18 protein-coding genes are annotated in these 20,907 nt (G+C 61.8%); 3 read left to right on the top strand and 15 right to left on the bottom strand.

The window, feature by feature from the left end:
* Positions 1 to 19: 19 nt before the first annotated feature.
* A complete protein-coding gene (locus tag AB1792_02520; protein ID MEW5701092.1) occupies positions 20 to 844 on the bottom strand; it encodes a hypothetical protein in 825 nt (274 codons plus the stop codon).
* A 117-nt stretch (positions 845 to 961) separates the two neighbouring features.
* On the opposite strand from AB1792_02520, the gene AB1792_02525 reads away from it, so the two are divergent.
* Positions 962 to 1,384 carry a DUF393 domain-containing protein gene (locus AB1792_02525; protein ID MEW5701093.1) on the top strand — a complete coding sequence of 141 codons (423 nt, stop codon included), beginning with the start codon at positions 962 to 964 and terminating at the stop codon, positions 1,382 to 1,384.
* Here the strand turns inward: AB1792_02525 and AB1792_02530 are convergent.
* From AB1792_02530 to AB1792_02545, 4 genes are all read right to left on the bottom strand, one after another.
* The gene (locus AB1792_02530; protein MEW5701094.1) at positions 1,364 to 1,882 is read right to left on the bottom strand and encodes a hypothetical protein; all 519 of its coding nucleotides are present in this window, start codon (positions 1,880 to 1,882) and stop codon (positions 1,364 to 1,366) included. The genes AB1792_02525 and AB1792_02530 overlap by 21 nt on opposite strands.
* A gap of 49 nt (positions 1,883 to 1,931) precedes the next feature.
* Entirely contained in the window at positions 1,932 to 3,173 is a 1,242-nt protein-coding gene (locus AB1792_02535) for an MFS transporter (protein ID MEW5701095.1), read from the bottom strand.
* 525 nt (positions 3,174 to 3,698) lie between these two features.
* Positions 3,699 to 3,992, bottom strand: coding sequence for a YXWGXW repeat-containing protein (locus tag AB1792_02540; GenBank protein ID MEW5701096.1), 294 nt, complete (start codon positions 3,990 to 3,992; stop codon positions 3,699 to 3,701).
* Complete coding sequence (locus AB1792_02545; GenBank protein ID MEW5701097.1) at positions 3,989 to 5,422, bottom strand: S41 family peptidase; 1,434 nt, start codon at positions 5,420 to 5,422, stop codon at positions 3,989 to 3,991. Before AB1792_02545 ends, AB1792_02540 begins: the two co-directional genes overlap by 4 nt.
* 112 nt (positions 5,423 to 5,534) lie before the next feature.
* Between AB1792_02545 and AB1792_02550 the strand changes: the two genes are divergently transcribed.
* Positions 5,535 to 6,557 (top strand): PP2C family protein-serine/threonine phosphatase, encoded by a 1,023-nt coding sequence (locus tag AB1792_02550; GenBank protein MEW5701098.1) that lies wholly within the window; start codon positions 5,535 to 5,537, stop codon positions 6,555 to 6,557.
* A gap of 16 nt (positions 6,558 to 6,573) precedes the next feature.
* Here AB1792_02550 and AB1792_02555 read toward each other — a convergent pair whose 3' ends face one another.
* From AB1792_02555 to AB1792_02595, 9 genes are all read right to left on the bottom strand, one after another.
* Positions 6,574 to 8,052, bottom strand: a complete 1,479-nt coding sequence (locus AB1792_02555; GenBank protein MEW5701099.1) for a polysaccharide deacetylase family protein — start codon at positions 8,050 to 8,052, stop codon at positions 6,574 to 6,576.
* Positions 8,053 to 8,060: 8 nt separating this feature from the next.
* Entirely contained in the window at positions 8,061 to 8,783 is a 723-nt protein-coding gene (locus tag AB1792_02560; GenBank protein ID MEW5701100.1) for a PHP-associated domain-containing protein, read from the bottom strand.
* Entirely contained in the window at positions 8,783 to 9,973 is a 1,191-nt protein-coding gene (locus AB1792_02565) for an ATP-grasp domain-containing protein (protein MEW5701101.1), read from the bottom strand. The genes AB1792_02560 and AB1792_02565 overlap by 1 nt, the downstream gene beginning before the upstream one ends.
* A gap of 5 nt (positions 9,974 to 9,978) precedes the next feature.
* The gene (locus tag AB1792_02570; protein MEW5701102.1) at positions 9,979 to 10,701 is read right to left on the bottom strand and encodes a class I SAM-dependent methyltransferase; all 723 of its coding nucleotides are present in this window, start codon (positions 10,699 to 10,701) and stop codon (positions 9,979 to 9,981) included.
* Positions 10,702 to 10,927: 226 nt separating this feature from the next.
* On the bottom strand, positions 10,928 to 12,076 hold the full coding sequence (locus AB1792_02575) for a metallophosphoesterase (protein ID MEW5701103.1): 1,149 nt from the start codon (positions 12,074 to 12,076) through the stop codon (positions 10,928 to 10,930).
* 520 nt (positions 12,077 to 12,596) lie between these two features.
* On the bottom strand, positions 12,597 to 13,559 hold the full coding sequence (locus tag AB1792_02580) for a bifunctional methionine sulfoxide reductase B/A protein (GenBank protein ID MEW5701104.1): 963 nt from the start codon (positions 13,557 to 13,559) through the stop codon (positions 12,597 to 12,599).
* A 305-nt stretch (positions 13,560 to 13,864) separates the two neighbouring features.
* Positions 13,865 to 15,388, bottom strand: a complete 1,524-nt coding sequence (locus AB1792_02585; GenBank protein ID MEW5701105.1) for an aromatic amino acid ammonia-lyase — start codon at positions 15,386 to 15,388, stop codon at positions 13,865 to 13,867.
* A 141-nt stretch (positions 15,389 to 15,529) separates the two neighbouring features.
* Entirely contained in the window at positions 15,530 to 17,170 is a 1,641-nt protein-coding gene (pckA, locus tag AB1792_02590) for a phosphoenolpyruvate carboxykinase (ATP) (protein ID MEW5701106.1), read from the bottom strand.
* On the bottom strand, positions 17,167 to 18,384 hold the full coding sequence (locus AB1792_02595; GenBank protein ID MEW5701107.1) for a pyridoxal phosphate-dependent aminotransferase: 1,218 nt from the start codon (positions 18,382 to 18,384) through the stop codon (positions 17,167 to 17,169). Before AB1792_02595 ends, pckA begins: the two co-directional genes overlap by 4 nt.
* Before the next feature lie 552 nt (positions 18,385 to 18,936).
* Between AB1792_02595 and AB1792_02600 the strand changes: the two genes are divergently transcribed.
* On the top strand, positions 18,937 to 19,941 hold the full coding sequence (locus tag AB1792_02600; protein MEW5701108.1) for a phosphotransferase: 1,005 nt from the start codon (positions 18,937 to 18,939) through the stop codon (positions 19,939 to 19,941).
* Positions 19,942 to 20,118: 177 nt separating this feature from the next.
* Here the strand turns inward: AB1792_02600 and AB1792_02605 are convergent, their stop codons facing one another.
* Positions 20,119 to 20,808, bottom strand: a complete 690-nt coding sequence (locus AB1792_02605) for an SIMPL domain-containing protein (protein MEW5701109.1) — start codon at positions 20,806 to 20,808, stop codon at positions 20,119 to 20,121.
* Positions 20,809 to 20,907 lie beyond the last annotated feature (99 nt).

Below are 20,907 nucleotides of genomic sequence, written 5' to 3' on the forward strand. Positions count from 1 at the left end.
ACAACCGCGAAGGGGGCGGTCACTTGAGTGTGATCGTCCGCTCGGTGACATTGTATGCCCCGGGAACGATATTGCCCGACGTGTCGAGGAGCTCGAGTTTGAAGCGGTGCTTTCCGGGCGACAGACCGGTCACGAGGTAGGGGACCCACCAGTCGAGGAGTGATGACTTGCCGTCGACGGTGAGTCGGACTCGGTAACCCTTCGGGGCCAACTCCACGTTGGTGAGATAGAAGTCGACCATGATCGTCTTGGCCGCCTCTCCCTCGTACACGCCCTTGGGACGGCTGTAGGTCAGAAGCGGCTGACCCGTCTTGATCGGACCGGGGCCGGCCGTATCACCGACATAGAATGTCAGCCACTGAAACGCCCCCGGGGACTTCACGCTCTCATGCCAACTGCGAGACGGAAAGACGCGCAACGTATGCACGCCGGGAGGGAGCATGCCGATCGGGAAGGGCTTACCGTCGGCGTAATTCGCCTGATACGGTTCATTGTTGACGATCACGTGGACGTGTTGTCCCTCTGCGGAGTTCGCCAATCCACATCCGGCCGCATGCTGTGTCTGCTCCCCCAGCGCCATCCCGGAGACGGTGACATTGACATAGAGCGACTCTCCCGTTGCGAATCTGGCTCCGTTCCGGGGTGAGACAATCGTGAGCTGCGCCGAATCGGATGGCTGGGAATTGGCCCACTTCAGCAGACCGGGAATCTCTCCCTCGACAGGGACCGCGCTGGCAAAGGCCGCCGTGTCCATCATGACGTCGGCGGCGGGGGCCGTGACCGTCCACAGCATGACAACTGCGGTTCCGATCGGTAGGGCCAGCGCCCACAGGGACTTCTTCATGTCATTGCTCCTTCATGACTGGCCGACATTCCTCAGGACCTTGTTCAAGCGGAACCACGTCACACGCCACGGTGTTCCCTGTGGGTGAGCCGACATGCACGCCCCGGCGATCCGCGCATGATGCCGATACCATCCCGACCATCGATCTGGATTTTGTGGGACGGAGAATGCGCCTTCTGCCGCCGTTGGGTTGAATGGGTGGAGACGCGCGACCGGAGCAGTTCTCTCCGCGCGGTGCCGTATCAGCACGCGGGATGCGATGGATCGCCGCCGTTGACGCCGGAGCTGTACCGGCGCTGTCGGCGGGCGGTGCATGTCATGATGCCCGACGGAACCACCATCGGCGGCGGCGCCGCGGTGGCCTGCATTCTGGGACAGATCGGTTTTCCCCGGCTCGGGCGATTCCTGTCATGGCGCCCGATTCTGCCGCTGACCGAATTCTGCTATCGCCTAGTCGCCCGCAATCGCCGTTTCCTGTCGCGGTGGCCCTTCCCGCGGAGTACTCGACAGGAGCGTGACTCAGGAACCGTGCGCCCCTGACACGACCCTGATCCATCGCTCGATCTGCCGCCGATGCCGTAGGATGTGCACAATGGCGTGCTCGAGCATTTGGGACATGTTGTAATGTTCGCCCCACCGCGCGACGAATTGGACCTTCTCCATGTCGTCGTCGGTGAAACGGCGCACGCGACTCAGGAGAACCACCATGCGGTCGAATCCCTCCCAAGCCGAGCGGATGGTCGACGCCGGAGTGTCACAGTCGCACTCGTGCTTCCGTCGTCCCCGGTCGACTCCACCCAGTGCGTCCTCGATGTGATCCACGTAGCTGTGTGCGGCACCGGCGACGTGCCTGCCGATCGCTTGCAGGTTGGGGGAGTTCGCATCCGACAAAGACATCGTCGCAATGTACTGCTGCGGGGTGACGCCGTTGAGCACATCCGCCCACTCGGCCATGGCACGTGCATACTCGTCGATCAGGGCCTGCAGAGGCCCCGAGTAGTCCGACCAGCGCGCTCGATTGGGGACGGGCAGAATCATGGAAGAACCACCTCCGCAGGAATACCTACGCTCCACCGCCGCGAATAGTTCATGTTGTTGTCGCAGTGGACTGCGCCCCGGAGCCCGTCAGGTCCCTCCCCTGAGCGGCAAACCAGAGCGTCCCCAGAAGACCAAAGACGAAGGCGACGAGGAAATTGGCCTCCGGACCGATCTGCCAGAGGGCGGCACCGCCGAACGCAGCCACGGAAACAACCGTGTCACGGATCAGATAGTACAGGCCGAACATCCCCGCCTTGCGATCCTCCGGCGCCAGATCGAGGATCAACGCCTTGCGGGTCGGCTCGCCGAATTCCTTCAATCCCCGCAGCACGAAGGCAAAGACCAGGGGCACGAGCGAGCGACTGAACCACAGAGCCAGCGGGAAGAGCGTGAAGAAACCGAATGTCATGACGACAAACGGCTTCTTCCCGCTCCGGTCGGCCAGATGCGCGACGGGAATGTAGACCAGCACGGCGGTCGCCATTTCGATGGCCGTCAGGATACCGAACTGTAAGGCGGTGACCGGCGCGGCAATCACCTTCATGCACCAGACCACCACAAACGCATAGGGAATCTGCTCACAGAAACGCACGAGGATGTCCGCCACCAGCAGTCGCTTGAGCACGGGGGGCATGGCGCGCCACAGCCGCAGCGGGTTCTTTTCGGCCGCCGGAGGAGTCTCGACCGTACCACGGTGATGATCCTCTTCGATCAACCGCTGCTGCATCACTAGTGCCACCAGTGCCATGATCAGAGCGGAGGCAAACGCGAGGCGTACCCCGGAGATCTCGCCCCAGATGCCGATGAAGGCGCCACCCATCACCGGTCCCAGCGCCATGGGGATGCGGCGCACCAGCGAGTGCATCGAGACGCCCATGGTGCGTTTGGTCGCGGGGAGAACCTGGGTCACCAGCTTCATGACTGCGGGAAGCGAGATCGCGCTCCACGAGAGAAAGAAGAAAGCCCCGACAATCACGGCCGGCCAAGCAGGGACCAGGATCACGACGACGTATCCCGTCATCGCCAGGATGTTGAAAACCAGAAGTGCCCGCTTCGTCCCGAGACGGTCAGCCAGATAACCGCCGGGGAAAGCGTAGAGCGCCCCCAGCAGGTTGTCGAGGCCATTCAGAAGACCGATCGCATAGGCGCCGCCTCCCAGCGCCATCAGATAGATGGGCAGGAAGCGCTCGGCCATGTGCTCGCCCAAACCGACGAGTACGGCCATACCGAGCATCCCGACCATGCTGCGGCGCAGACCAAGGAATGTCCTGAGTCGGTGCAAGGCGGGCATGGCATGTTCTTCCGAATCACCAGAAGCGATTGTTCAGTGGATGCTTGCGACTGGCAAGCGGATGGCGTCCGGTCTGTCAGAATCTCAGACTCACCGACAGTCCCGATGCCCGAGTCTGCGGGAAATGAAACAGAGAAAGGGAAAGGCCTGTGGATCCCTGCCGTCCATTGTACCGCTCGACAGATCTGCTGGCCGTGGCAATGTCATGGATCATGCTCGCCCCAACGGTAGCGGTCCCTGCCAGAATCAGTAGGAAGGGGAGTGCGTTCTCCGAGTCGGTCCCAAAGAACTCAACTTCTGCAGGCAGCCAGTACGCTGTTGATAGACTACCGATTCGGGACCTCGCTTGTCAAGCTTGACCTCACGCCAGTCACGGGAAGGCCACCTGTCATTTGGGCATCCTTCTGTAGCTCAATGTGTTAATGTGGACTGGAAGTGACAGCGATGCAACAGTGCCGCCGCGCTGTTGAGATACTTGTTTCAAGACGCGATGCGACGCAACCGCATGACCTACAGGCCGTTGGTTCACCGCCGCCAGTGGCCGGGAACCCAGACATGCCCCCGGGGACGTTTGTCCCAGTGCCCGGGGACCCAGGTCCCTTTGGCATGACGTTCCCAATGCCCCGGCACCCAGTTGTACCGTCCGTGCGCCCACTTCCAATGCCCGTCGATCCAGACCGCATTCGGCCCCGGAGCGGCCGGCCGGACCTCCACCTGCAGTGGCGGTGGTTCATCGCGGACATATATGGTCCGCGCACAACCGGCCGACAGGATCAGCGCTGCCGACATGGCTCCGAGATACAGGACAATCCGTTTCATGGCTCTCGACCCTCCCTTGCTGGTTCCATAGTTCCCCTATCGTCACTGTCGCGACGCTTTTGAGGTCCCTGGGCTCGCCCGCTGCCGACCGCCGCCCGTGCCAGATGGACCGCCGAGTCCAAGACGCGGTGGTTGCAGTTCAGCAGATCCGAGAGCGAGGGCGCAACAACATGATGCGGTGGGATCCCGCGATCCCGCGGCAGTCCTTCGACTGCGGCAATGAACGTCGCTTGAGGCAGAAGCAGATGCAGACGGCTGTGCCTAAGATCGTGTTCGCGGAATCCCCCGTGGCACAGGTACGATCCACCGGTCTCGGCACCGATAAACGTCCCGACGCCGTGGTATCGCAATAGGGCGCAGAGGTGTCCGGTCGTCGAGCAGCAGCCGCCGTCGGTCAGAACGTAGAGGTTTCCGGCGAAGCGATGCTCATGAATCGGTTGCGGCTCCTTCAAGTCCCCAAGAAGAAACGTCGAGGACGGGGAGAAATAGCGGAACGACTCGCGCAGCAGATAGCCGAGCAGATAAGCGGCGCTGTAGGCGTCGCCCCCCTGGTTCCCGCGCAGGTCCAAGATGAGCGATCCCACTCGTCTCTCGGACAGCGTGGCGAAGAAACTGTCCACGATGCGTCGGAATCGCTCCCGCTCGTCGCCATAGTCGAAGAACGGAATCCTGAGGACGGCGTACGTTCCGTCGTCGGCCACGGAAGCGACGACAGCTTCCTCCTCCCACCGGCATGTATCCGACTTCGCTGCCGTCCGGATGTTCTTCCAGGTGTCGGCGCGGATCATCGCGGTGTGGGTCTCAGGATCGCCCGGAGGAATGGCATACTCGATTTCGAACGACGGTGTGTCCTCGACGAATCGGAGATAGTAGTCGCTGAAGCGGCCATTCAACAGAAAGTCCCTCTTGCCCGGCATGGCCCCGTCGGCCGGTACAGATCCTCTCAATCTGTTGAGGATCGCCTCGGCAGGGACGCTGTTGATCGACACGATCACGCAACCGGCCGCCACGTTGGTGTTCGACGCGTACGAGCGGTAGACAAAGAGGGTATCTCGTATCACACGGACATCCAGCGGGAGGAAGTGGCCGCTTCTGTAGAGATCATCACGCATCTCATCGGGAAGCGACAACTCCGTGTGCCCGCATCGTACCATAGCCACGATGCAGGACGTGACCCGGTAGAAGTCGAGGACGGTGAGACTGTCGGTCAGCGCCGCCCGCTGCCGGTCGAATTCCGCCGTGAGTCCGGCACGATCGGTGAATGTCATGGGATGGCCGCCGTACAGCAGGTCCCGCAACTGTTCCAGATCGGCGCGCGCCTGGGACGCCGACAAGCGAGAGGTCAGTGCCACCGGTCGGCCGCTGCACCGGGCGATCCCCAAGGAGATCGAAAGGAGCACGACGGCACGTAGGAAGCCGGGGCATCTCATGTTGGCACCACGCAACACCCGCCCGTGGTAAGCGCCGCCGACGGGAAAGTCAATGTGGAACTCTCCTACGTATCCACCGTACTTTGATGGTGGGTATACCCCGGAGGATGCGATGACCGTCGCCGAGCTCGAGCATTTTCGTGATGTCCTGGTGCAACGGGAAGAGAATCTGGAGGAGTGGCTGGCGCACTTCGAGGCGGCCAGGCGCAATGAGGCGCAACGCGTCCGGGAACTGATCATCGAGATTCGCGCTGCCCTCTCCCGGGTGGAAAACGGGGGTTTTGGTGAATGCAACGTCTGTCATGGAGACGTCGAGACCCAACGACTGGAAATCCAGCCGATCCGGCAGGTCTGCCTCGATTGCATCAGCGCCGCCGAACGATCCGAGCTGGAACAGGAGTTGAGTCTGGCCGGCCAGATTCACCGCGCGTTGCTCCCACAACAGATCGCCGGCATCCCCGGCTTGGAAGTCGCCGTCCGTTCGCTCGCCGCCAGGGTCGTCGGCGGCGACTACTACGATTTCCTGCCATCGACGTCGTCGGGTTGGACGCGCATTGTTATCGGCGACATCATGGGCAAAGGCCTTCCGGCCGGGCTGGTGATGTCGAACCTGCAGGGGGCCCTGCGCATCCTTGCCGAGGAAATTGAGCCCCCGGCGGCCCTCGTGACTCGTCTCAACCGCTGGCTCTGCCACAACATACCGGTGACCAAGTTCGTCTCGCTGGCGTGCGTCAGTGTCGGGCCGCCGGTCGAAGGAATCGTGCCCGTCCGCTACACAAACGCCGGCCACTGTCCACCCATCCTGCTGCGTGCCGACGGCGATGTCACCTTGCTGGACGCCACCGTCACGGTTATCGGCGTGCACGAGGATTTCACCTATACCGAGGGACAAACAGCGCTGGCTCCGGGCGACTGGCTGGTGCTCTACACGGACGGCGTGACGGAGGCACCGGGTCCCGACGATGATCTCTTCGACGAATCCCGCCTGATGGCGTTCGTGCGGCGACATCGCACCGATGCGCCCGGGCCCTTCCTCGACCACCTGATCGGCGAGGTCTCTGCGTTTTCCGGTTGTTCCGAATTTGCCGACGATCTGACCGTGATCGCGCTGCATCGACCGGACAAGATGGCCTAAGAGCTGCGAATAGGAACTAACAGGTGGATGGGCCGTTGCCAAGGCGTCCGACACGCTCTTTCCAAACGGCGACGATCGCGGAGAGTGTCGCTCCCCAGCCGTTGCGGGAAGAGGTCTCGTCCAACCAACCCTCATAGACCTCATCCCAACCCGGCCAGTCGACATCGTCCAGAGACGAATTGTGCCAGAGGAGCGAGGCGCCGCCGCCGACCTCGGCGATGCAGCCGATGATGTGCCGCGATCTCTCCCCGGCTTCCTGAGGTGAGAGTCTCATGTACTCGCGGGCGGTGCCATCCATCATTATCAGGGGAACTTCCCAGATGTCGAAGGGGCGATTGGACGCGAAATCCCACGGCTGAAACGGGACAGCCAGTCCGGCACGGAAGCCGAAACGGGAGGCGAAACCAAGCGTCGTGTCCGCCTGCAGTCCCGCTTCGCACTGGACCTTCCATGTCCGCGCCGCCTGCAAGCGCAGGTAGTGCTGCCGTACCGTCTCTACCGGTCCATCGGACAGGGAGATCAAGCCGCTGAGCTCGGAGGCAAGCCTCTCCGGGTGTTCGAGACACTCGTAGGAGGCGTGCAAGCCGATCTCAAAGCCGCGGCCGCGTAACAACTTGAGCAGCTGCACCACATCAGGTCGGGAGATCGCATAGTCCGCGTTGCGCCGCGACGGGGACGCGTTGATGATGAAGAACGTCGCCCGGAAGCCGTGCTGGTGATGGAGATCGATCAATCGCGCAAACGTGTCAAAGGGGTCGCGCGCGCCCCTGCGGACGCGTCGTCGGCTGCGGAATCTGCGGATGGCCGCGCCGATGCCGCCGGGACTTCGCAGCCCCTTCACCGCCCGACCGATGTCCTGCCAGAGAGGACCATGCATCGCCATCCGATCGATATCATGCGTGAACGCGACGGCAAAGCGTCGGCCCCCGGGCCACGGCACTGCTTCTCTCGCGATCGGATGTGTGAGATGAAGCGCACGGCCGACCCCGGCCGCGTAGTCATGGACCAGTGGACGCTCAATCAACGCCGTGCGGACCATCCAGGCCTCTTCAGCGGGGTAGCGCCGGTGGCGATCCATGCTCTGGCTGCGCCACTCCTCAATCCGGGAGACGTGGAAGAAGGAGGCGGCGATCGGATCGACAGGACAACAACCTTCTTCCCGTCCCCCTATGCGACCCCAGACGGGATACAGCGTCTGTCCCCATTCGGCTGTCGAACGCGGTGTGATATCGGCACCGGTGGCAACCCGATTCCAGAACTCCCGATCCGGGTGAATCCACAGAACGGCCGGCCTGTCGGGAGGTCTCTCTTCGAGGTACCAGATCGTCGGCAGATGTCGGTCGGGCAATGCCCGCTCCGGATTGACGATCACGGCCGTCCGGGATAGAAGTGTGCTGAGCAGACGCGCGGTGAAGCCGACCGCATTGTCAGCCGGGGACGGCGCAAAGACCCACTGCAGCGACGCGGTTGGGGAAACGGATGAATCGGGAGACATGGACGAGTCTACAGCTTCTGATCCGGCGCGGCCTGGGTCCAGCGAATAACGCTCTTGGCCAAGAGGACCGGATTGAGACGCCGGCAGGCCTTGATCATCTGCGACTCCCGCATGGCGCGGATGGTCGACTTCTCGGTCCGACAGACCGGTCGGCATTGACGAATCAGATCAATCCAGATCTGATCGTGGGTAGTTTCATACTCGTTGACGGCCAACCCCAACTCGCGCGGCAGATGCGCATCGGCACCGGCCAGGAACGGTTTGCCGAGTTCCCCCGCCAATGCCAGCGCGCGCGCATTGTCGCCATCGGGCACGCGGGAGTTGAAGATCTCGATGACGTCACAGGCGGTCAGGATGGCGTCGGGAAAGGATTGGCTACGAAATGGGTGCGGCAGGATCACGATCCCGCCCTGCTCGTGCGTCTTCTCAATGAGTCCCTTCGGGTCGCGCGTTCGCATCGGCTCTTCCAGAAAGGCGGCAATGATCTCCCCCTGAGTCGTGCGGTACTCGGCCGCCAGCGGGCAACAAGGTCCGTCCGATCCGGCCAGACGCGCGCAGTCCTGCGAACCCAGGTGGGAATCGTGATCAGTCACGATCACACAGCCAATCCGGTGCTGCCTGGCAAAAGCGACGATCTGCTCCGGCCTGATCGTGGAGTCGTGCGACCGTCGCGTATGTACGTGGAAAAGCAGGCGGTGAATCACAACAGTGGCCTTCGGACTATCGATCATCAGTGGTGGCGACGCACAGGGTACAAGATCTCGCCGCCAATTTCCATGAAGTTGGGCAACGGATCACGCCAATCCCAGTTCGACTGGGCCCTTGGCGAGACCAAGTCACTCAGCACCGACCAGACATCGCCCGGTCGCAAGCAAAGACGGCGCAAATCACCACGCCAAGGCCACCAGAAACGAAGCCCGGCACGGTACGGCGGCAGCGGTCGGGACGTGAGGTCCTCGCCGCATGCCAGGCGGCAGAGATCGCCGGGGTAATCGGCCCCGGCGGCGAGCGCCAGCTCCAGCGATCCCCAGAACTTGGGATTGAGCTCCATCAGATGGTCGCCGTCGCGATTCCGGCGGAACTCAACCATCGCCGGCCCGTGCCAACCGAGAGATTCCAAGAGAAGGCGTCCCTGACGGATCAACTCTGTGTCGGCGACCGACTCGGCGGCCGTTGACGCGCCGCCGCGCGGCGGCCATTCGCGTCGCCGCCGGTGGGCAAACTCCCGGACGATGCGGCCATGCCAGGCCAGCGCCATGTACCCGCAGCCAAAGCCGGGTACATATTCCTGAATGATCATCTGCCGCAGATGGTCACTCGACAATTGTGACTGGAACTCCTGAATGGCTCTGTCCAGTCGAGCGGGGGATTCGATGTACTGCGTCCTCCCACCGAAGGCTTCTGAGCGCCGTTTCAGCACCACACGCCGGTGCCGGGCCAGAAGCTTGTGGGCCTTCGTCACTTCCTCCAGTGTCACGGACTCCGGGACATTGATGCCGAATCCCGCGGCCTTCTCCAGTAGAGATGCCTTGTCGGCGACCGCGTCGAACAAGGCGGCCTCCGGCACGACCACGAAGGGACCACCAGCCGCAAACGCATCGGGATGGTGCACGACGGCGCTGCATGACGCGAATCCGACGGGTACCAGGAGATCGATCTGCCACTCAGCGGCGTTGTGCTGGATGGCATCGATGAACCCGCGCGCGTCCTTCGCCGGCTCGGGTACGACAGCCCACTGTGACGTGAATCGAGAACGAAACCCGGGGGCCAGCCGCACCGATGATACCGCACAGACGCGATGGCCGGCTCGTCCCAGCGCACGGATAATCCCGACCGCGTGCTTGTAGCTGGCATCGGTGACCAGAACCGACAGTGATGACCCCTGTGCCAACGGCGACCGCACGGCGCTCCGGTCCGGCATGGAATTCACGCCGACTTCAGGACATAGATCGTCCACGGGGCGATCTTCGTCTCATTGACCCAGCGATATGGCTCTTCCGGGTGCGCCAAGGGCTTGTATGTCGCCTCGATCTGCAACCCGGAGGCGGTGTACACTCTCTGGTAATCCTCAGGCGAGAAGACGACATCCTCCACCGGCCTCGGGTCCTCAGTATCCGTGATGATGATGCGCACCCGGTCGCCGCTTTTGGCCTGTTGGTTCTCGGGGAAATCGACGGTTGAAAACGACGCCCACTCATGCGTGTAGATCTCCGGCGAAGAGACGAGATTGACAATCCGTCCGGCACCGGTCAGGAGCCGACGGAGTCGTGTCAAGAGTCCGATCTTCTGCTCGACGGTCGGCACATTGTCAAAGGTGAAAGCACTCAGGACGAGATCGCATGAGGACTCTTCCGGCCAGAGGTTGCCGTCGGCGTCCGTCAGACGATAGTCCCCGTCAGGATCCTGCGCCATGGCCTGACGGACCATTTCGGCGGAGATGTCGATCCCGATTGTCGCAAAGCCGAGACGTTTCAGGAACCGTGTGGAGCGTCCCGTGCCGCAGCCGAAATCCAGCGCGCGGCGACCGGTCACGTGGGCGGCGATGATGTCCGGGATGTCCCGATACGCGAGGTAGTAGGTACCGGGGAATTCCAGTTTGGCGTAGGTTTCGGCGCGCCGAGAATCATCGTAGACGTTGGGGATGTCCATCACAACCTCCGCATGTCCCCGATCTCCAGTCCATGACAGATGCACTTGCACGTCACCACCATCAAACCTGTTACCCATGTGCCCGGTCTAAAGTGTTACCCATGTGCCCGGTCGCGCAATCATCCCCTCTCCCCTCTGGGGAGAGGGCAGGGTGAAGGGTGTCACCAATGCATTGCAAATGCCGAAGCCACATCGCACGTTGAACTTCTCATTGCGTCAGATGCTCTCAGGAGCCCACGTCCGTCGGCGCCCGCAATACCACGCGGACAATCTCGCTCGGTCGCCACAAACGGAGTCGCGGCCCCCAAGTGCCGGTGCCGCGACAGACGATGACCGGCATAGTCCCGATCTCGTATCGCCCACCCATCAGCGGATAAGTGAGCTGGACGAAGTACCCGAACGGCCATATCTGTCCGTCGTGGGTGTGACCGGAGAGCATCAAACCCACGCCATCATGCGCTGCCGAGTCCGCCAGCCAGGGCGTGTGCGAAATAAAGATGGTGGCAGCGTCAGTCGGGCGGCCGGCCAGCGCGCGTCCCACCGGGTCACCGTCGCGCGCAAATTGGCGACGCGCCGTCAGATCATCGACACCGGCAACGACCAGCCCGGGACATGCCTCCGCCCAACGGTCGCGCAGCACCTGCATTCCCGCGCTCTCCAAGAGGTGCACGCACGGCTCCACGCCGCTGTAGTACTCATGATTCCCCGTGACCGCCCACACTCCGAGCGGCGGAGTGAGGCGACGCAGGATCGGCACCATCGGCCCGAATTCCCGATCCACGCGGACATCGCCTTCGAGGATATCGCCGGCAAAGACCACCAGATCGGGCGTCAGTGATTCAATGGTCGCGATGCGCGCCGCCAGCCATTTCTCACCGAGTAATGAGCCGAGATGCAGATCCGAGACGGCCACGAGAACGGTTCCGTTGCGCTCAGCCGGCAAACCGGGCATGGTGACTTCGTAGTCCCGGACGACCGGAGGGCGCAGTCCCTGCACGAACCCAATGACGGCCAACAGACACCCGGCCAGGAGTCCCCACCCACGCATCGTGGGCGCCGCGCGGCTCAGCCAGAGGCCGAAACCTGTGATGACATCTGTCACCAGCAGAACAACAAACAGGAGAAAGATGACGCCAATCCAGTCGGCGCCGATGTGTTCCAGGGTTCTGGCCACCGAATCGACCCCGGCATGGCTCAGGTAGCGCGCCAAGGGATAGCTCAGCCACAGCAACACGATGATGGCGATCAGGGTCCAGCGCGGGAGATGACGGACAACGACCGGGATCGTGCCGATCCGCCAGATGAGATACAGATGCAGCAACGTCCAAACCGAAAGGACGATGACCAGAAACACGGCGAATCTCCCACTGCTCATGCCGAATCCTGTTCAGAGCGGGCCCTCCCCGGCTTATGGCTTGCACGATGCCGGGGCCGCGACAGTTTCGGTGTCCGGGGAGTTTGTGTCATCCGCAGGAGGGGGGCAACCGACACGCCAGCCGACTCCGACGCCGGCACCCCAGCCGGGAATATGCACGGCGCCACAAGAAAAGGCCAATGCAAGCGACGGTGTCGGATCCGCCATGGCGAACTGACTGCATGCAATCATGATCCTTGCATTGCCAATGGAACAACGTCCGTAGGTCAGGAGCCCTGTGCTCCTGACGGGCTCCTGTTTCATTCATTTGGCAATCCTCAATAGGGCAGACAACAACGGGCGTGTTGAAGAAACCACCGTTTCCGTGGCGCCGGGTGCCCACACCCGCCGCAAGTGGCTGTGCATCAACGGTCGGGTGTGGGCACCCGACCGCACATGTGCGGAATTGGGAGGTTCTTCAACAAGCCCAACAACGTCTGCCCTACCAAGAGTCGATTCGGCATCAGGTAGAAACGGCCGGTCAGAACCGCTTCTGGTAGAAGTGGCAGTACGGCTGCTTGCCGTTCCGTTGGTAGTAGTCCTGGTGGTAATCCTCGGCGACCCAAAACAGTGTTGCCGGTGACACTTCGGTCACCACGTCATACCCCTTGTTTTGCAACAGACCGATCAATGTCTCGGTCGTTTCCTTTTGCGCAGGGTTCGTGTAGAAAACCGCCGACCGATATTGGTCGCCGACGTCCGGCCCCTGGCGGTCCTGCTGTGTCGGATCATGGATCTCGAAGAAGAGGCGCGCCAGCGTCTCGAACGACGTGTGCGCCGGATCGAACACGACCTCAACCGTTTCCGCGTGACCGGTGCCATGATCGCAGACATCGGCATAGGTGGGATTCTTCGTGTGACCGCCCATGTAGCCGACGCGAGTCGAGATCACTCCTGTCGCCTTCTGCAGGAGCGTCTCCGTGCCCCAGAAGCATCCCCCGGCGAAGTAGGCGGTGTCAGTCTTCACCGCCTGACTGTCGGGAACGAAGTTCAATGAGATTGAATTGACGCAGTGACGGGTATCCTTCGCCGTGAACCCTTCACCTTCAAAGACATGTCCCAGATGAGCGCCGCAGCGCGCGCAGGTGATTTCCGTCCGCATGCCGTCGGCGTCCACAGTACGTGTGACGGCCCCGGGTATTTCATCATCGAAGCTGGGCCAACCGCAGCCTGAGTCGAACTTGTCCGACGAGCGGTAGAGCGGCGCCCCACACTGCTTGCAGACATAGGTCCCTTTCTCATTGAACTTGTCGTATTTCCCCGAGAACGGCGCCTCGGTCCCCTTGTGGATGATGACACGTTCTTCCTCGGGGGTCAGCTTGTTGAGCGTCACTGGATTCTCCTTTGGCTCCGGCTTCGACCAGAGTGTGCCGGCAACAACGACCAAGACGGCGGCGATCAGAATGGCAGACCACCCGGTAGCACGGTTGAGTTTCGAGAACATCGTCTGGCTCCTTCGTGCACGCCGCCTCCGGAAGTCACCGCCGGATCGGCCCGCAATCCTAAGACCACAGGCAGGGTCTGTGTGTTCCCTGTCTCCCACCTTCCGATTGCGGCTTTCTTCTCCGTCCCTGTCGACGGCTTTACAGTGCCATGGAAGAAATACGAGGGACCTTGGGTTGGTAGGTTCGTGTGGTGACTGGAAACAGAGAGGCCCCACCTATCAAACGGGGCCTTTGCTTTCGTATTGGGAACCCGGCGCAGGTGAGATTTCCCACCGCAAGCGGTGGGGCAACGGGTCATGACAGTTCAGTCGAGTGCACCGACCACGCCTTCGACCGCTTCCAGAATCTCTCCGGACTGGACCAGATCCTTCATGGTGTTGTGGTCGGGATACATCGGACGGTCTTCATCGAGGTGCGCCACATGACGGCGGATGACCGCTTTGGCCGCCGCGACACCCTTGCCGGGAGTGAAATCGCGGAAGTCCAATCCCTGCGCGGCGGCCATGAACTCGATTCCCAGCACGCCGTAGGCGTTGTCCAGAATCTGGCCGTTCTTGATCGCCGTGTTCATCCCCATGGAGACAAAATCCTCCTGATCGGCGGCGGCCGGGATCGAACCGATGCTGGCCGGGGCGGAGAGCATGCGTTGCTCGACGATCAACGCATCGGCGGTGTACTGGCTGAGCATCATGCCGGAGAACATGCCTGCGCCCTTGGTGAGGAATGGTGGTAAACCGGCGCTCAGGGCGGGATTGGTCAGACGGTTGAGGCGACGTTCCGACAACACGCTGATCATGGTGATCGCCGCCCCGGCCATGTCCATCGGCAGCGATACCGGCGAGCCCTGGAAGTTGGCGCCGGTCAGCGTCAGCTTGTGCTCCGGGAAGAAGATCGGATTGTCGCCGATCCCGTTCAGTTCGATCTCGACCTGACGCTTGGCGAAGGCGATCGCATCATGCGCCGCGCCGATCACCTGCGGTGAGGAACGCATCGAATAGGCATCCTGCACCTTCGTCTTCACCTTCCCGGTCAACAGATCGCTACCGTCGATGCACGTCATGATCGCCTTGGCGCTACGCACGGCGCCGGGGAAGCCCCGCACTTCATGCAGGAGGACATTGTAGGGTTTCAGGTTTGCCAAGAGCGCTTCCAGACTCATGGCGCAGGCGATCTCCGCCTGCATCAGCCATCGGTTCATGTCATAGAGATGCAGGGCGCTCATGGCGGTGAGAAGATTGGAGCCATTGATCACCGCCAGACCATCGCGCGCCTGTAACTGCGGGATGGGGATTCCCGCGCGGTCCATCGCCTCTTTGCCGGGGAGGCGCTGACCCTGATAGAACGCCTCTCCCTCACCCATCATGAGCAGGGCAATCTGCGACATCGGCGCCAAGTCGCCGCTGGCGCCGACCGACCCCTTCTGGCAGACCACCGGCGTGACGCCCTTGTTCAGCATCTCCACCAACGTCAGTGTGATCTCAGGCCGACAACCGGACTTCCCATGGGCGTGGACGTTGACCCGTCCGGCGATGGCGCCGCGTACATGCTCGATCGGCGCCGGTTCGCCGATCCCGGCGGCGTGATTGTAGATCAGGTACCGCTGGAATTGCTGCACCTGCTCATCGGTCAGTACAACTTCGGAGAACTCGCCGATCCCGGTGTTGACGCCATACATGATCTCGCGCGCCCGGATCTTCTCCTCCAGCATCCCGCGACACACCTTGATCCGTTCGAGGGCCTCGGGATGCAGTTGTACCGGCTCGCCATCACGAGCGATGCGGACGAGTTTGTCGATCGTCAGTCCGGATCCGTCAAGGACAATGCTCATCGTCAACTCTCCAAGAACAAGAACTCGTCAAGCAGCAACGACCGTGCACAAGAAAGGCGGGCGGAGCCCGCCCTACTACTGCATCCAATGATATGGCGGGCTCCGCCCACCATCACAGCCAAAACAGAAGACGGATGCTCTTTACACCTTCGGTCCCGCGGCGACGATTTCCGGGGGACACCCGTCCGTGAACTGTTTGAAATTGGCGATGAAGCGCATCGCCAGATCACGGTACCTCATCTTGTAGGCGTCCTTGTCGGGCCAGGTGCTCTCGGGACGGAGAACCGAATCGGGAACCTCCGGACAGGTTTTGGGAACGGAGAATCCAAAGACCGGATCGGTCCAGTACTCCACGTTGTCGAGCTTCCCTTCCAATGCCGCATCGAGGAGGGCGCGCGTGTGGCGGATGCTGATCCGCTTGCCGATGCCATACGGCCCGCCGGTCCAGCCGGTGTTGACCAGCCAGCAGTTGACCTTGTAGCGCAGCATCTTGCGCTTCAACAGGTCGGCGTAGAAGTACGGGTGATGCACCATGAACGGCGCGCCGAAGCAGGCGCTGAAGGTGATCTCGGGCTCCTTGCCCAGTTCGATCTCGGTCCCGCTCACCTTGGCGGTGTAGCCGGAAATGAAATGATACAGCGCCTGGTCCGGCGTCAGGCGCGATATGGGCGGCATGACCCCCGAAGCGTCACAGGTGAGCATGATGATGTTCTTCGGGTGCCCTGCCATCTTCTCGGGAACGGAGTTGTCGATGTAGTCCAGCGGATAGGAGGCCCGCGTGTTTTCGGTGCGGCTATCGTCATCGAGATCGGGGACGCGACTCACGGGGTCGAAGATGACGTTTTCGAGAATAGTGCCGTACCGCCGCGTGCAGGCATAGATCTCCGGCTCGGCGGTCGGCGACAGGGCGATCACCTTGGCATAGCAACCGTTCTCAAAGTTGAAGATGCCCTCGTCGCTCCAGCCGTGCTCGTCATCGCCGATCAACCGCCGACGCGGATCAGCCGACAGCGTCGTCTTGCCGGTTCCCGACAATCCGAAGAAGAGCGCGCTTTCGCCGTTGTTGCCGACGTTGGCCGAGCAATGCATGCTCAGGATTCCCTGCAGGGGGAGCAGGTAGTTGAGGATGGTGAACGCCGATTTCTTGATCTCCCCGCCATACCCGGTCCCGCCGATCAAGACCAGCTTCTGTTCGAAGCTCAACAGGATGAAGGTCGGCGACAGCGTGCCATCGACCTCCGGGGCGCCCTGAAACGACGGAATGCAGATGATCGTGAACTCGGGAATGTGGCGACGCTGCTCCTCCAGCGAGTCCACAGGGATGAACATGTTGCGGGCGAACAGACTGTGCCACGCGTGCTCGGTCACCACGCGGATGGGGAAGCGGTAGTTGGGGTCGGCCCCGACATGGCAATCGCGCACGAAGACATCGCGGTCCTGGAGGTACGCCTGCAGACGGTTCATCACGGCGCTGAACTTCTCGGCGCTGAAGGGGCGATTGTACTTCCCCCACCACACATGGTCTTCGGTTGTGGCCTCGCGGACGACGAACTTGTCGTTGGCGGCCCGGGCCGTGTGCTTGCCGGTGTTGACAATGAACGACCCCGTATGCCCGAGCTGTCCCTCGCGACGGAAGATCGCCTCCTCGTACAAGGCCGAACTTCCCAGATTCCAGTAGACGCGGTTCAACTTGGCGAATCCCTGGTCCTTCAGACGAAAGTCCGAGGCCCGCTCGCCTGCGATGTCCTGCGCCGGAGTCTTGATATCGAGATAGAACTTCATAGCCAGTCCCTCACGAGCTTTCTGTCGCCGATGAAGAGTTCGTTGGGCGCATCGGGGTCGATGGCCCACCGGATCCGGGCCACGCCCTCTGTGATGTCTTTCACCGTCCCGCAATAGCTGAGCCGCAAGTACCCCTCCATGCCGAACTCCTTCCCCGGCACGGTCACGACGCGGACCTTGTTGAGAAGGAAATGGCAGAGGTCCACGGAGCTCTTGTTGAAGGCGCGGAAGTCGGGGAGGCAATAGAACGTGCCGCCGGGCGGAGTGATGTGAATTCCATCGATCGACTTCAACTCCTGCACAATGATGTTGCGGTTGTTCTCCAACGTGTAACGGAGACTCTCCACGCCGCTTTGGATGCCGCTGAGCGCGCCGACCGAGGCGACCTGGGAGATCGTCGACGGACAGGACGTCGTCTGCGCCTGCACGTTCACCATGACCTCGACGATCTTCTTCGGCGCCACGGTCCACCCGATGCGAAAGCCGGTCATCGCATACAGCTTCGAGACGCCGTTGATCACGATGACCTTGGAATCCTCGATGTCCTTCTTGACGAACCGGTAGGCCGGACAGAACGATTTGCCGTCGAAGATCAGCTTGTGATAGATGTCATCGGTGATGAGGTAAATCCCCTTCTGCTCGCAGAACTCGACGATCTCGCCAATGAAGTCGGCGTCATAGACCGCCCCCGACGGGTTGTTGGGGCTGTTGAGAATGATCGCCTTGGTGTAGGAGCTGACCGCGGCCTTGATGTCCTGCAGGCGCGGCTGAAACCGACCATCCTCCGAGCGCACGATGACCGGGACGCCATAGACGAGCTTGACCATCTCCGGATAGCTGACCCAGTACGGCGCGGTGATGATCACTTCATCCTGCGGGTTGATCAACACCGTAAGCAGTACCGACAACGCCTGCTTGGCGCCGCCGGAGACGATGACGTTTTCGGGATGGACGACCTTGTTGTAGTTTTCCTCCATGTACCGGAGAATGGCCTTCTTGAGCTCAGGGATACCGTCGGTGGGGGTGTATCGCACCTCCCCCGAGGTGATCTGGGCGGCGGCACTGCGGATCGCCTCCACCGGGACCTTGCTCTTGGGTTCCCCGGCGCCCAAGTGGATGACCGGTTCCCCCTTTTCCCTGAGAAGGCGCGCCTGCTCATTGAGTCGCAGGGTGGGGGAATCGGCGATCGATGCCGCCAGTTTGCTGATACTCATTGCGGGAAAATCCTCCTCGTCTTGTTACCTGCCAGCGCCCCGGGCCGGCGCGATGCCGACTTGGTTCTGCTTGTGCCGATTGGGGGTTGCTGGGTCACGAATCCCCGCGGGGACCGTGATATATCGATGCAATGCATCTTGAAATCTGTCAACCGAATACGGTTCGAACGGTGGGCATTTTGACAACGGGGCGTGGACTTGAGACATGCCAATGAGCAACCAGCTTGTCATTCTGGCTGTGGGCGTGGTCCGTCGCTATCTTTCTGACAGGACTGCTTCCGGAATCGCGGAGGGTTCGAGTGACCGGCCGGGTGATCTTGTACTGGAGGTAAGAGGGGGAAAGCCGACCTCTCCCTCCGGGAGAGGTCGATTCGCCGCAGGCGAGTCGGGGAAATGCACAGTTGCCTCCCGACAGATTGTCATCCCGAGCGAAGCGAGGGATCTGCTGTTTCTTCGCTGAGAGCAATAAGGGAACCCATGACTGGGATTACCATCAGACTGGTGACGAGTGATCTCCTGCCCGGAATTTGCCGTGCTGCGGCGGTGGGACGTATGCGACGATCCGGACGCTGCCGGTCGGGGTCGCACCATGCGACATTTCGCGTGACGACGGATCAAGGGGCATTTGCTGTCCGCATCGGGCCGGCGGATATGGAGTTCGGCGACTGGGAACGACACGCCCGGTTGGCGGCGTGCCGGACTGCCCCTCGGCTCCTATGCCAAGGATACAGGGAAGCAGACAATCGCGTCTTCGGCTATGAAATCTGGGAATGGCTCGATGGCCGTCGGTTCGATTACAACCGCGATCTTCGCCCGCTGGCCGCGACACTCGCGACTCTGCACCGGCGCACACGACATCTGAAAATCGCGGCAAGGGAAACAACCGACCTTCGGACGTATCTCCGCCATCACCTGCAATGGTACCTCGACAATACCACAGTGGGTCCCATCACCCGGCTGCGGGGCCAAAGACGCGCGTGGCGCCGGGTGCCCACACCCGGCGCTGCTGTCGGGTGTGGGCACCCGACAGCACCGAGAAAGAGCTGTAAGACCGGTTGGAGCCAGGTCGGTGATCCCGCTGAGAGCTTGCACCGTGCGGCCACAGCATCGCTCGCGCTGCTTGAGGCGCAACCGCCGTTCGATCGACGCTTCGATTGCCTCGTGCACAATGATCTTGTGCCGGGGAATATCATCGTCACATCCGAGGGTGCCCGCCTGATCGACTGGGACTGGGCGATATGTTCCCATCCCGCGCTCGATCTCTGCGGCGTTATGTCGCCGTTCGTGACTTCCTGGGAGGGCGAACTAGCGTTGCAACACGAGCAAGTCGCGGCGTTCCTCGAGCGCTATCTGCAACCGTTCAGCCGTGCCGAGTCGCGCATCATCATGCGTGGCCTTCTCGATGCCTGGCAGGCATTCAACACGATCGTCGCCAACTGGACCTACCGCAATGCCGATCCCGCCCGTCCGCATTTCCGCGACCCCGCCTTCTACCGTCGCTCCTTCGCCCACGCCGCCGGGATGTGGGCGTTCATGCGCGCGGAAATGGCAACCTGAGGGATCCACAGACGAGATGGTGGGCGGAGCCCACCCTACAGATCTCGACGGCTTCGTCCTCGTAGGGTGGGCTCTGCCCACCAACGATCCAGCTCCGTCGCGTGCCCGCCATCTCTGATGGCGGTTCCGCGCGACCACGGTCCGAGACCGCGGGCACACCTGTTGGCAGGACCTGACTCATTCAAACAGGAAGCTCACAGTCACGGTTGAGACAATTTCCTTATCAATCGAGCGCTCGTCACTCATCCCCATGTCCGACACCTCCTGGGAGTTGAGAGCGCGGATCTGAAAGACGCCGACGCGCGCAGATGCCGGCGCACCGACCTTGCGTCCGGTTATTTCCGCAAGCTGATGCGCCCGCAGCTTCGCATTCTCCGTCGCTGCCCTGATCATGTCGATCTTCAGCGCATCCAGGCCCGTAAACAGGTAGCGCGGACTCCCGGAATAGAATTCTATGCCGGCTTCCACAAGCGAAGATGCCGTGCGGGAGAGACTCGTCACGCGATCAATGTCATCAAGGGCGACTTTGAGGGTCTGCCGCAGGCTGTAACCCGTCAGAACCCCCTCTCGGTTCATGTTCTTGGCGATTTGAACGGCGCCGATCTCGTATTGCCCTTGTTGAAACCCCTCTTGTCCGAGGAAGGCCTCGGTCTTCGCCAGATGCGACTTGAGCTGGGAGTATGCCTCTTCGATGTTGGCGGCAGTGACAGAGACTGTCCCCTCCCATAGGCCGCGGTTGGATCGTATCGGCTTCGACGCCGAGCCGGTGACGGTGATCGTCTGCCCGAAAGCCTTGACCTTGACGAATGCCTTGGTGACGATCAGAGTGCTGATAACAACTGCCAGCCCGAGAAGGAAGCTGGCCACGATGATCCCTCCCTCCCCTTTATGGGAACCCTGAGCTTCTGACGTTTTCGCCTCCCGTACTTCCTCGACGTGCGGTGCTCGCCACGCGAGCTCATCTCA

The sequence above is a fragment of the Candidatus Zixiibacteriota bacterium genome, assembly GCA_040752595.1.
In the GTDB taxonomy this organism is placed as follows: Bacteria; Zixibacteria; MSB-5A5; order WJJR01; family WJJR01; genus JACQFV01.